11 protein-coding genes are annotated in these 12,431 nt (G+C 62.3%); 4 read left to right on the top strand and 7 right to left on the bottom strand.

Annotated features, from left to right (window positions below; genetic code table 11):
• Positions 1 to 76 precede the first annotated feature (76 nt).
• From HV675_RS17670 to HV675_RS17655, 4 genes are all read left to right on the top strand, one after another.
• Complete coding sequence (locus HV675_RS17670; protein WP_175112224.1) at positions 77 to 343, top strand: DUF4148 domain-containing protein; 267 nt, start codon at positions 77 to 79, stop codon at positions 341 to 343.
• Positions 344 to 353: 10 nt separating this feature from the next.
• Entirely contained in the window at positions 354 to 587 is a 234-nt protein-coding gene (locus HV675_RS17665; RefSeq protein ID WP_175112223.1) for a hypothetical protein, read from the top strand.
• A 216-nt stretch (positions 588 to 803) separates the two neighbouring features.
• Positions 804 to 1,310, top strand: a complete 507-nt coding sequence (locus tag HV675_RS17660; protein ID WP_175112222.1) for a DoxX family protein — start codon at positions 804 to 806, stop codon at positions 1,308 to 1,310.
• Positions 1,307 to 1,810, top strand: coding sequence for an RNA polymerase sigma factor (locus HV675_RS17655; protein ID WP_175112221.1), 504 nt, complete (start codon positions 1,307 to 1,309; stop codon positions 1,808 to 1,810). Before HV675_RS17660 ends, HV675_RS17655 begins: the two co-directional genes overlap by 4 nt.
• A 140-nt stretch (positions 1,811 to 1,950) precedes the next feature.
• Here HV675_RS17655 and HV675_RS17650 read toward each other — a convergent pair whose 3' ends face one another.
• The 7 genes from HV675_RS17650 to HV675_RS17620 all read right to left on the bottom strand — a co-directional run bounded on the left by HV675_RS17650 (position 1,951) and on the right by HV675_RS17620 (position 12,393).
• A complete protein-coding gene (locus HV675_RS17650; RefSeq protein WP_175112220.1) occupies positions 1,951 to 2,592 on the bottom strand; it encodes a DUF1109 domain-containing protein in 642 nt (213 codons plus the stop codon).
• On the bottom strand, positions 2,589 to 3,164 hold the full coding sequence (locus tag HV675_RS17645) for a sigma-70 family RNA polymerase sigma factor (RefSeq protein ID WP_175112219.1): 576 nt from the start codon (positions 3,162 to 3,164) through the stop codon (positions 2,589 to 2,591). The genes HV675_RS17650 and HV675_RS17645 overlap by 4 nt, the downstream gene beginning before the upstream one ends.
• Positions 3,165 to 3,349: 185 nt before the next feature.
• Positions 3,350 to 5,713, bottom strand: a complete 2,364-nt coding sequence (locus HV675_RS17640) for a GNAT family N-acetyltransferase (RefSeq protein ID WP_175112218.1) — start codon at positions 5,711 to 5,713, stop codon at positions 3,350 to 3,352.
• A gap of 159 nt (positions 5,714 to 5,872) precedes the next feature.
• On the bottom strand, positions 5,873 to 7,474 hold the full coding sequence (locus HV675_RS17635) for a peptide chain release factor 3 (protein WP_175112217.1): 1,602 nt from the start codon (positions 7,472 to 7,474) through the stop codon (positions 5,873 to 5,875).
• Between the two features lie 193 nt (positions 7,475 to 7,667).
• Entirely contained in the window at positions 7,668 to 8,681 is a 1,014-nt protein-coding gene (locus HV675_RS17630; protein WP_175112216.1) for a fimbrial protein, read from the bottom strand.
• Between the two features lie 83 nt (positions 8,682 to 8,764).
• The gene (locus HV675_RS17625) at positions 8,765 to 11,413 is read right to left on the bottom strand and encodes a fimbria/pilus outer membrane usher protein (RefSeq protein WP_175112215.1); all 2,649 of its coding nucleotides are present in this window, start codon (positions 11,411 to 11,413) and stop codon (positions 8,765 to 8,767) included.
• A 233-nt stretch (positions 11,414 to 11,646) separates the two neighbouring features.
• The gene (locus HV675_RS17620; RefSeq protein WP_175112214.1) at positions 11,647 to 12,393 is read right to left on the bottom strand and encodes a fimbria/pilus periplasmic chaperone; all 747 of its coding nucleotides are present in this window, start codon (positions 12,391 to 12,393) and stop codon (positions 11,647 to 11,649) included.
• Positions 12,394 to 12,431 lie beyond the last annotated feature (38 nt).

Below are 12,431 nucleotides of genomic sequence, written 5' to 3'. Positions count from 1 at the left end.
CGAGTTGTCCGGAATATCTTCGCGCCGGGTCATGTATACCCGATTGCATACCGCACAATTCGTCAAGGAGACGGAAATGAAGAAGTTCGCGATGTTCGCTATGGCGCTTGCAGCATTGAGTTCAGCCAACGTATTTGCGCAAGGCAAAACGCGCGCAGAGGTCTATCAGGAACTCGTGCAAGCCCAACAGAACGGCCTCGATTTCGTGACCGATGCTTCGTATCCGGACGTGAGCCCGCTCTATCAGAACACAGTCGCATATCTGAAGCAGAAGGCGCTCGCCAAGAGCGAGCAGCAGGACGGGCACCCAAGCGCTGATGCCAGCACGTCGGCTGCTCATTGAGGCCGCCGACATGCGAGGCCATCACTCCGCGATCGGCGAGCGGCGGGTCCACGACGAGCCAGCGCGCCATGGACCGCGCGCGATGCTCGATGCGGCACACCGCTCCAAAGGACTGTTGCTCGCGTCGCTCGCCGTGCTGGCATGCACCGCGTGCGCGTCGCTGCCGCCTTCAGGCAGCAGCGCGACCGGCGCGAATACATGCGTCGGGCCCGTCAGCTACTGCGACATTTTCTTCGGCTCCTGAGCGCCCGCTCGACGGTGCGAACGCGCCCGGCGGCTCCGCGCCAACGCACAAGCGGCACGCGCGCGGCCCGGCTTGTTATGTATGTTTCATTGCAACGACTATCTTTAGAAACGCTGTAACCCGATCCGCTTCGCGAACGAACTAATGAGTACGCGGTGTCATTCAACACATCGCTGACTTCAGTTCATTCACCTTCACGGAAGAGGTTATTGCGCAATGAAAAACCGCCGCCCTTTGACCGAGCTCGTCGGCTCATGGTTGTCGGACAGAACGAAGTGCGCGCATTGGGCTCCGCTGCCCTTGCGGTTGATTGTCGGGTACGGATTCATGGCGCACGGGTACGCGAAGATCGTCAAGCACCCCGAGGCCTTCGCGACCATTCTTCATGCGCTTGGCGTGCCCGCGCCGCACTTTATGGCATGGGCGACCATCATGATCGAACTGCTCGGCGGCCTCGCGATGCTGCTCGGCGCATTCGTTCCGTTGATCAGCATACCGATGGCCGCCGTGCTGCTCGTCGCCACGCTGACCGTGCATCTGCAATTCGGCTTCACGTCGATCAAGCTGATGGCCGTCACCGCCGCGGGGCCGCAATTCGGCCCGCCGGGCTATGAAACCGATTTGCTGTATCTGGCCTGCCTTGCGGCACTTGTTGTCGGCGGGGCCGGTCCGTTCGCCGTCGATGGTTACATCGGGAACCGGTTACGCCCGAAACACGCATGAGCTTCGGCGACGACCTGCTGGATCAGGTGCCGCGGCTGCGCCGCTATGCGCGCAGCCTGATCAGCAACCGCGAACGCGCAGACGACCTCGTTCAGGACACGCTCGAACGCGCGTTGCGCTACGCGTCGCGCTTCCGTGCGGATACCGACCTGCGGGCGTGGCTGATGACGATCATGCACAACGTATTCGTCAACGATGTCATCCGCGCGTCGAATTCCCGACCGCATATCGCGATGGACGATGCGGGCATCGTCGACGACGAACTCTCGGTCGACGGCCATCACGCGGCGTCGCTCGACATGCGCGATCTCGACCGCGCGCTGCAGCAGTTGCCGCCCGACCAGCGCGAAGTGGTGCTGCTCGTCGGCCTCGAAGAGATGAGCTATGCGCAGGTGGCGCAGGCGCTGGACATGCCGATCGGAACGGTGATGTCACGCCTTGCCCGTGCGCGGCGCAAGCTGCGGGCATTGCTGGCGCGAGACACGGTCCTGTCCGCCTGACGCGTCGCGCTCGCTGCGACACGACACCGCAACGGCGCTCCAGCATCTGTGCGGGCGCGTTCAACCCCGTTTTGTGATGCGACTAGCAGACTCGGCCAACCGGGCAGCCCACCGCACGCTTCACGCTTCACGCTTCACACTCACCAGCGCAATGCCTTTTTAGCGACCAGGGCGCCGACCAGCGTCGGGATCGCGATTCCAAGCAGATACCACGTCGCCCAGAACGGCACGCTGGTCTCCGGGCATCGCAGGCAATAGGCGGCGGTGCCGATCGCACCGGCGAACAGTCCGGCCATCGCGCCCGCCAGATGCAGACGTGTCGGCGCGAGACTGCGCACGACCGCCAGTATCGCAATCAGGCCCGGTACCGACAGCAACGCGATATTCAGCGAGCAGGTGCGCCACGTGTTGCCAAGCAGCAGTGCCGCGCGCGCATCGCGCGGTGCGAGCCACAAGACGACCAGCGCGACCGGCAGCGCGATCGCGGCCGGCACGACGAGCGCCGCCCACACCCGCCCGACAGCGACGCCGGGCCGCGACAGGCGCGCGGTCGCCACCAGCGCGGCGCCGGCCATTGTCAGCGCGAACGCCAGCTTGGCCCAGAAAATCGGCGTCGCGACGAGTGCCGCGAGATCGGCTCTTACGCCGTAACTGAGCAGCAGCAGCGCGACCGCGCCGCAAGCCGCAATCGACAGCGCGGACGCGATACGCCATTCGACGACATGCGGGCCGACCGGTGCAGCGTCAGCAGCCAGAACAGCGATCAGACGGTCGGTATTCATGTTTTCCCTCTACGTATTCTCAGCGCCAATGCCTTGAGCCCGCGATGCACGCCGACCTTCACCGCAGGTTCGGACAGGCCGGTCGCGCGAGCAGTCTCCTCGACCGACCGTCCTTCGAGCTTCATATGGAGAATCGGCAGCTTCTGCCGGTCGGGCAGTTGATCGAGCAACTTGCCGAGATCGCGCCGCGCTTCCGCGGGCTCGATATCGGATTCGGCGAACAGCTCCGGCAGATCATCGAGCGGATCGTGCAGCGCTTCGCGCCGCGCACGCGCACGCAGAAAGTCAGCCACCTTGTAGCGCAGGATCGCGTGTACCCACGCCGTCAAAGGCTCGTCGCGCCGGTATGTGTGGCGCCCTTTGTGGATCGCGAGCAGCACTTCGTGCACGAGGTCTTCCACGTCGTCGCGCAGGTTCGGCAGGCGTTTGCGCAGCAACGCACGCACATGTCTCGCAAGCTCTTGCAAAAACACGTGATAGGCCGCGGCGTCGCCGTCGAGCGAGCGGACAAACAGCGCTCGCAACCGTTCCTCCGCCGGGTATGCGTGGGATGCCTCGGTGCATTGACTCATCGACGGTTGCTCGCGCAGCTCCTTTTGCGTGCTTCATTTGCCAACGCGCGGCCTTTGGAGAGCGCGCGCGATTATTCTGTTAGTTCGTCTGGCGGAGCGTTCCGGTTACAGCGCGACGCAAAAAAATGTAGCCGTTAAGATCATGCGGGCGCAACCGGAAGCCATTTGAAAGGCGATTGGTCGCGTCATTGTTCCGGTTCATCGAGCGCCAGTCTGAAGCCGACGACGCCAGGATCGTCGGTCGATGTCACCGTGAATCCGCACGCTTTCGCGAGCCCGATCATCGCGGCATTTTCGCGCAGCGCCTCGCCGACCAGCCAGTGCGTGCCGCGCTCGCGCGCATACGCGATGATTCTCTGCATCAACAGGCGCCCGAGACCGCGGCCCTTCTGGTCCGATCGCACCGCGGTCGCGAATTCCGCTGTTTCGTTATCGGGGTCGGACACGGCGCGCACCACACCGAGCGTGTGCGTCGAACCGTCGTCGTGCGGCACCGTGGCGATCAGCGCCATTTCGCGGTCGTAGTCGATCTGCGTCATCCGCGCCAGTTGCGAATGGTCGAAGCCGCGTACGGCGCCGAAGAATCGCAGGCGCAAATCGTCGGGCGTCATCGCGCCGATCAGTTCGCGATGCGCGTCTTCGTCCTCGGGGCGAATCGGCCGCACGGTCAGGCGCTGGCCGTGCCAGTCGAAGGTTTGCTCGTAGCGGCGCGGATACGGGACGATCGCGAAGCGGCTGCGTGTCGACGACAAACGGATGTGCGGCTCGATGACCGCCACGCGATCTTTCATCACACGCAGCGCGAGCGACAGGCCGACGATCTCGCGAATGTCGCACACCGCCTGCGAAACCGACGTCAATGCGGCAAGCACCGGCTCCGGGTCCGTATACCGCGCGTAAGCCGACTTCGACACGATGTCGCGCGCGAGAATCGGATTCAGCGGCGGCAGCCCGTACACACATAGTGGCGGCGCGATGCCGTCTTCGGACGGCGCGATAAAGCGAAACACCGGCCCGAAGTTCGCGTCGTCGCGCAGTTCTATCTTGACCTCGACGATCGCAGGCTCGGTCGCGCGTTGCGCCGGCAACGCGACCAGACCGTAGTGAGCGAGCAGCTGCGCGGCCGCGTCGCCATCGAGTTCCGTGATGCCCGCCTTCAGCGCGGCCGACGCTTGCGCCTGCGCGGCGTCGATGGCTTGCGGCACGCGCGCCGGCAAGCCCTCTGGCGTCTGCATCAGCAACTCGCGGCCAAGCCGGTAGTCGACCAGACGGGCGAATGCGCGGGCGAGACGCTGGGGCGTCGAGTGCACCGGGATGCCCTGCTGATGCAGCGCGTCGCGTGTCGCAAGCGAAATACCGCCGAAGAAACATGCGAGCAACCCGCGGTACGCGTAGCGCTGATGCGCGATGAGAACCCGCGCGACCTCTTCCGCAGGCGCGCGGTGAGTCGATGCGTGCACAACGAATGCGGTGCCGCTTTCGTGCTGATCGGCGAGCACCTTGAGCGCGGCGCCGAAGTGTTCGGGCAATGCGTCGCCACCGAGCAGCAGCGGATTGCCTGGCGTCACGCGCGGCAACGCATCGCTCATCGCTTTGGCGTTCTGCTGCGAGCTCGGCGCGAGCGTGTCGCCGGCCGCGTGAAACGCGTCGCATGCGAGCGCCGCGACACCGCGGTCGCTGGTAATGAGCGTGGCCGCTGAGCTGGTCGCGACGCGGCCGACACCGAGTGTTTCGATTTCGTCGAGCAGGTCGTCGAGTGAATCGACGCGCACCATGCCGGCGCGGCGGAACGCGGCCGTGTACAACCCGTCGGCCGGATCGCCGCGCCCCGAACGCAACGCGAGCACAGGCTTGTTGCGCGCCGCGGCGCGCGCCGCCGACATGAACTTGCGCGCGGCGTGGATGGTGTCGACTTCGAGCAGGATTGCGCGCGTGCCGGCGTCGCTGGCGAGATAGTCGAGCACGTCGCCGGCATCGACGTCGGCTTCATCGCCAAGCGCGACCGCATGCGAAAAGCCCAGTCCGCGCGCGGCGGCCCAGCCGAGCACCGCATTGGTCAGCGCGTTCGACTGCGACACCCATGCGACGCCGCCTGGTTTCACGGTGCACGCGGGTGCGCCGAGATGCGCGTGCAACGCGGGCGTGATCACGCCGAGGCTGGCCGGTCCGACGATGCGCAGCAGATGCGGGCGGGCGGCCGACAGCGCGTGTTTCAGATGCACGCGATCTTCGTCGCCGCGGGTTTCGCCGACGATAATCGCGGCGCGTGTGCCATGGCCGCCGAGGCGATGGATGATCGACGGCCAGGTCGCGGGCCGCGTGCAGACGATTGCGACAGTGGGCGGTTCGGGGAAATCGCCGACGTCGCCGAATGCTTTGTGCCCATCGAGCGTGTCGTATTTCGGGTTGACCGCCCAGATCGGGCCGGTGAAAGCGTCTTCCGTCAGACGCTTCCAGACCATCGCGCCCACACTGCCCGGACGCTGCGACGCGCCGATCACGGCAACGGACTTGGGACGAAACAGTGCGTCGAGATTGCGGACGGTCACGGGCGCTCCTCGAATGCTCGAATCCTCGATTGAGAGACGTGCGGCAGATCACCATCGCGCCGCACGTGTTTCAACAGGATAGGCGAAGTCGTCGCGTACCGCGATTTCTTGCGGGCCGGCCGTACGGGAAAGTACGCGCAGCGGCCTGCGGACAGGCGATCAGATCGCCTTGGTAAACGGCGCGCCCGAACGTTCGCGCAATTCGTTGAACACGATCTTCGGCCACGCTTTCTGCGCGACTTCGATCTCGGAGATATGCGACGCGAGATACGTCGGCGCATTCGATGCATCGAACGCGATACGGGCGGAGTACGAATCCATAAAGCGGCGCAGTTCGCCTGCATCGTCGCAGGTGACCCAGCGCGACATTTTGTAGCGCGCGGACATCATGCGGACGTCAACCTTATATTCGGTAGACAAACGATGCGACACAACCTCGAACTGGAGTTGCCCCACCGCGCCGAGCACCATCAATCCGCCGACCACCGGCTTGAACACCTGGATCGCCCCTTCTTCGCCGAGTTGCTTCAATGCCTCGCCGAGCTGCTTCGCACGCATCGGGTCGACCACCTCGACCGTCTGGAAGATTTCCGGCGCGAAGAAGGGCAGACCGACGAACTGCAGGTCTTCGCCTTCGGTAAGCGTATCGCCGAGGCTGAGCGTGCCGTGATTCGGAATACCGATGATATCGCCCGCATAGGCTTCGCTCACGGTCTCGCGCCGTTGCGACAGGAACGTGACGACGTTGTTTGCGCGGAACATCTTGTTCGACCGCGTGACCTTCAACGCCATGCCGCGTTCGAAACGCCCGGAACAGACGCGGATAAACGCGACGCGGTCGCGGTGCGCAAGGTCCATGTTCGCTTGCACCTTGAACACGACGCCGGTGAATTTCGGCTCGTTCGGTTCAACCGGACGCTGCACGGTCATGCGCATCGACGGCGGCGGTGCGAGATCGACCAGCGCGTCAAGAATCTCCTTGACGCCGAAGTTGTTGATCGCCGAACCGAACAGCACCGGCGATTGCTGGCCGGCGAGGAATTCGTCGCGATCGAACGTCGGTGTCGCGCCGGTGATCAGATCGACTTCGTCTTTGGCTTTCGTCCACGCGTAGCCGAAGCGGCTTTCGCCCTCTTCGTGGCTGATGGCCTGCAGCGTTTCGACGGCGCCGCCGAGCGTGTCCTGACCGGCGCGGAATACGCGGACCTGGTCGCGCTGGATGTCGTACACGCCCTGAAAGTCCTTGCCCATGCCGATCGGCCATGTGAACGGCACGGCGGCGACGCCCAGATGCTGCTCGATTTCATCGAGCAGTTCGAGCGGCTCGCGCACTTCGCGGTCGAGCTTGTTGATGAACGTGACGATTGGGGTCTTGCGGCTGCGGCATACCTCGAGCAGCTTCAGCGTTTGCGCTTCGACGCCGTTGGCGCCGTCGATCACCATGACTGCGGCATCGACCGCGGTCAGTACGCGGTAGGTGTCTTCCGAGAAGTCTTCGTGGCCCGGCGTGTCGAGCAGGTTGATCACCGCGTCGCCGTACTCGAACTGCATTACCGAGCTCGCGACCGAAATGCCGCGCTGCTTTTCGATTTCCATCCAGTCGGAGGTCGCGTAGCGATTGCTCTTGCGGCCTTTCACCGTGCCGGCGATCTGGATCGCGCCGGAGAATAGCAGCAGCTTTTCGGTGAGCGTGGTTTTGCCCGCGTCCGGGTGGGAAATGACCGCGAACGTGCGGCGGCGTTGGAGTTCGGAGAGTGACATGAATGCAATTATGACAAATACAATCTGAGCGCCAACAACCCGGTGCCGTCTCCGGCGCGGGCGGGCTGATGTCGACTCTGGAAAAAACGCAGACAGGAATAATACACGCTGCGCCCCCACGTGTCGGACGCCTCGCGCGCCTGTCCCGCAGCGAATGAAGTGGCTGAGTGACTGAATCTGGCGCGAAGGCCGCTCAGTTGTAGCTCAAAATGAACGTCGCCACCGCTCGTATGGTGCCTGGAACCAGGGTCGCGTCCGTCTGCACATAACGCCCTTGAAGTGCAAGGGCCGTGGTTCCCGATCGCGGACCCAGCGAAATTCTGTTTGTGACCGGCGTGTTGCTATCCGTATAGGAGTATGGGGCGGGACCGAGCGGAAGCGGCTGTGCATTGTACAAAATCTGCACGCCGACGCCTTTAGCCGTGGACGTCGGCACGGTTGTAAGCGCCGTACTTTGATTTGCCGGCATGTTGGAATCCGTTAGCGTGATAGCCGGTTTCGCATTGTCTTCGCATTCCAGACCGATACTGAAAGAAGTCGCACCGGCCGTCGTACCCACACCCTTGAATGCCGACGCTGTTACTGCGGGCAACGTTACATCGACGTTGGTGTTCGATACCGAACAACTCGGCACCTTTGTCGGCGTCAGCGTGTAAGCAAAATTCAATCTGCTAGGCGCGTCCGAACCGTTTGCGTATTGCTGGTCCTGTACATGAACTAACGCAGAGAATGAGAAGGATCCCGAGGCGCCCTCAGCCGTCTTAACCAGTTCGAAGCTACCCGCGAGGATATTTGTGCCCGTTTGCCCGCGACCAAAATCGAATGTGTCGTTCGACTTTGTATTGCTGATAGCAGTAAGCGCTGTGCCAGCGGCATTGCGTAGCCGGAAGCCAATGCCGCCCCCCATTCCAGCCGTCGTATATACGTCGGAAAATCCCGGCACCAGTGTATAAGACGACGCGGTTACGCTGACAAACCAGTCACCGTTTGGATTTTCCGTACATGTTATGGGAATGGAAAACACCGCGCGCGCACCAGGCACCGCCTGACCCACCGCCAGCTTTGCCGGAATGCTGACCGACGGGATGTTGACTGTGAGCGGCAGTGGCGCCGTACAGTTGTTATATCTCGCGACACACACGCACGGCCCGCCAGCCAATGTGACGATCAAAAATACCTTAAACAGACAACTGAAGAAATTTTTCATTTTTATTCCCATCGGGCAAAAACTTCGCCGCATTTCCGACCAATCCCGTTCCATCAAATGAGGAGATGACGCGCTGCTTAAGACTAGTTCGCCTCGGACATGTGAACATTCGCCTGCGTCGACGCTGCGCCCACACAATGCCCCTGCACCGACAAATAAGCCGCGTCCGCCTTCCCACTCGATTTCGGCAGCACATAATCCACTCGGCACTGCTCCGCCGCACCATCACCCCACTTCACCACCAGCGAGCCGTTATCCTCCAGGCCGCGCGCGAAAATCCGGCTATCCTGCGCGACTACACCGACATTCCGCCCGTTCTGGTCCACCACTTCCGCACCAAACGGCAGCGCGTCGCCACCCAGCCGCGGCGCCTGAATCAGCGCCGCGCGGCCCGTCACCGTCTTGTACTTCAGCATCACCACCGAGCCGGCGCGCGGCACCGCGTGCCCGGACGTCGATTCGAATTCGACGTCGGTCGACGTGCCCTTCGTGTCGATATCGACGGTATTCATTCCGTACGGCGTCAGGTACGGCACGACCGCGTAACCGTTGTGGTTCACTTTCACGCCCTGCGCGCTGCTCACGCTGGCGCCTTCCGCTCCTTTCGCCTCGACGATCCCGAACGTATCGCCGACCGTCTGCGAGAACGTCACGCCGCCCGGATGCGCGACGATCGAGCCGCTCACGCCAGCCGACATTTGCGCCGAGTTCGCACCGGCGCTCGCGGATGCCGTCACCTGCGCATACGGCGCGCGATACACGCCGCTCACGCCTGCGTTGCCGTTACCCGCGCCCGCGTTTTGTCCATATGTGCCATACGCGTTGTACGAGAACTGGTTGTGCTCACCCGCTGTGCCGCTCACGTTCGCTTGCAGGTTTGACGCATCCCCGGTCTTCGACAGATTCGTCGTCAACAGCGGCGAATGTTGTGCATGCCCAAGCGGAATCGTCGTGCTCAACATGATTTCATTCGACATCGATCCATCCGAGTTGCGCGTGCGTCCGGCCGTAATGCTGTACGTGCCGTACTTGTAGCTGTTCGTATAGCCGGCCTGGAAAAACGTATCGCTGCCGCTACGGTTCCAGTAGTGCTGAGTCGATGCCGTGACGAACACGCTACCGTGCTCCTTCAGATTCTGGTTGATCGTCACCTGCACACGGCCGCGCTCGCGATCCACCGAGTTCAGATCGCCGCCGTGCAGCGCCGCGTCACGCAGCGTCGCGGCGTCCGAGAAGCTCATGTAGCCCGCCGTCGAATAACGATAAGCGGCAACCGTAATGCTGGTGTCCGTCGGATCGATAACCTTGCTGTAGCCGATTCTCAGACTCGTGCCATGCATCGCGTTCTGTCCAGGCACTTGCGTTTGCGACGCGGTCACGTCCGCGGAGAACGCGCCGTATTTCGTATTGAAGGCTGCGCCGCCGTTCGCCGCAAGATATCCGTTCGATACGATCGCGCCGCCGTATACGGTCAGCATGTTCGTCAAACCGCGCTGCATCGTGAATTGCGCGAAGTTTGGTTTCGTCTGCAACGAATCGTTGCGCAGCTGGCCGGCCGTGACTGCAAAGCGCGTTACGCCCGGACGCAGCGATTGTGCAACCGATGCGTACGGCACAGTGAAGCTCTTCGTGCGACCATCCGCTTCGGTCACGGTCACGTCCAGGTTGCCGCCGTAGCCGGTCGCGTAGAGATCGTTGATTTCGAATGCGCCCGGCGACACCGTCGTTTCGTAGATCACCTGACCATTCTGGCGCACCGTCACGCGCGCATTCGTTTCCGCGGTGCCGCGCACAACGGGCGCATAGCCGCGCAGCGATTCAGGCAGCATGCGATCGTCCGTCGCGATCTGGGCGCCGCGAAACGATACGCTGTCGAATACGTCGCCCGTCGTGTATGCATCGCCGAGCGTCACTTGCGAGCGCAACTTCGCGACGTCGTGCTGCACATAGGTCGCCACGTTATCGAACGTCGTCGGCTGGCCGCTCGCGGCGGTCACCGACGATTGATGACGAAAATGCCACGCACCGATGTTCAGGCCGGCGTTCAGGCCGAGATACTCCTGCGTCGAATGCACGCCGGAGCCGTCGGTACGGTATGCGTTCGCGTTGTAGTTGACGAACCCCGCGTTGACGCCTTGCTCCCACATTTCGGGCGGCACATAGCCGCGCGCGGAATTGCGCATGTATTTCTGCGGCACGGTCACGACAATCTTCTGCTCCTGAAAGTCGAATTCAACCGTTGCGCCCGGCACCATGGCTCCCAGATCGACGCACTCGTCCGCATTGGCCGCCGGCGCTGCATCAACGTCGTGCTTCGCACCGGTATCGGCTGCAGCCTTCGCAAAGTCGACGCCGAACCCCTGCAGCGCCTTGCGGCTGAAACAGGGACGCGCGCTTTCGCCGTTGCCGGCCGCAATGAAACGCACGTCGTCGTGCGCAACGCGCGTGTCGTTCACCAGGATGTCGACCGAGTAGACACCCGGCGAAACCAGATTGCCTTTTGCGAAGCGCGCGACATCGACGGTTTGCTGCGGATCGGTGCGCAGGAAAGTCGTATCGAACGCGACTCCGCCATTTGCGCTCGCTGCTTCGGACATTGGCGCGGTTGCCGCATGTGCGCTGCCCAATACCGCGAAGACCGATAGCACGACCATCGTGATCGGCTTCAAACCGGATACAACGGAATTGAAATGGATGTTTGCGTGGGACTGCTGACGGCTGGAGGTTTTCATAATCGGAGAACTTCGAACAGGTGGTTGCTATCTCGAAAAGCTCAAACCGATGTTATTTTTTCGAGATAGCGAAGTACCTAGGACGATTCCGATTTATGAGATGGCCTTTTAAGACACGTGCTGATAGCGTGCGTTTTGGTTGCAGCGCACGCCTATAAAGCAATTGAAGAAGCCGACAGAAGAGACGAACGGGATGGACAACGCGCGTTGCGCATCCGTGAAGGGGAGCGAGCTTACTGATGCAGCGGCGCGTCGCCTGTCAAGGCGCCACCGTAGTCGTTGATTGCCGTAAAGCGAACCGTCGCCGAGCCGGACACCGAATCCATTTTCGGCACCGGAATGACCGTGGTGCCGCGCGGCGGCACCATGCCGCCGGTTTCATTCTTATACGTTTGCGAACCACTTACGACGTCGATTTCACTAAACGACACGTAATACGGCGTCGGATTCGACACGGACAACGCCTGCCCTTTTCCTTGCGGCGCCGGCACAAGTTTCCAATCCAGTTGACGCGGCGCCTCATCCGGACTTCCGGGCAATTTCGCCGGCCGCACGAAAACCTTGATGCGCGTGCGGAACGCAAACTGCAGCGAATTCGTATCGGCCTTCTGCTCGGCTTTTGGCGGAATATCGAGAACGTTAAGCCAGTAGACCGACTCGCGGTCCTGCGGCATCGCGGCGTCGCCGCTGTAAATCACACGCAGCATTTGCGATTTGCGCGGATCCATTCGAAAAATCGGCGGGGTGATCACAAACGGCACTTTGGCTTCGCCCGGTTTGGAATCCGCATTGCCGTCGTCCATCCACACCTGAACGAGCGAAGGATTTTTGCTGTCGTTTTCCAGCTTGACTGTCACTTCGCGCTGATCCAGCGGATAGATGACACGCGTGCCGCCGATCGTCACGCTCGCGTACACGTTGCCCGCCAAGAGCGCACACGCGAGGCTTGCCGCCGTCACCATTCGAATCAGAACCTTCATCGCAACCACCTTTACCCGTTTTCCATCTCGAAATTGGT

It is taken from the genome of Paraburkholderia solisilvae (assembly GCF_902859875.1).
GTDB lineage: Bacteria > Pseudomonadota > Gammaproteobacteria > Burkholderiales > Burkholderiaceae > Paraburkholderia > Paraburkholderia solisilvae.
This window is presented reverse-complemented; position numbering and strand designations above follow the sequence as displayed.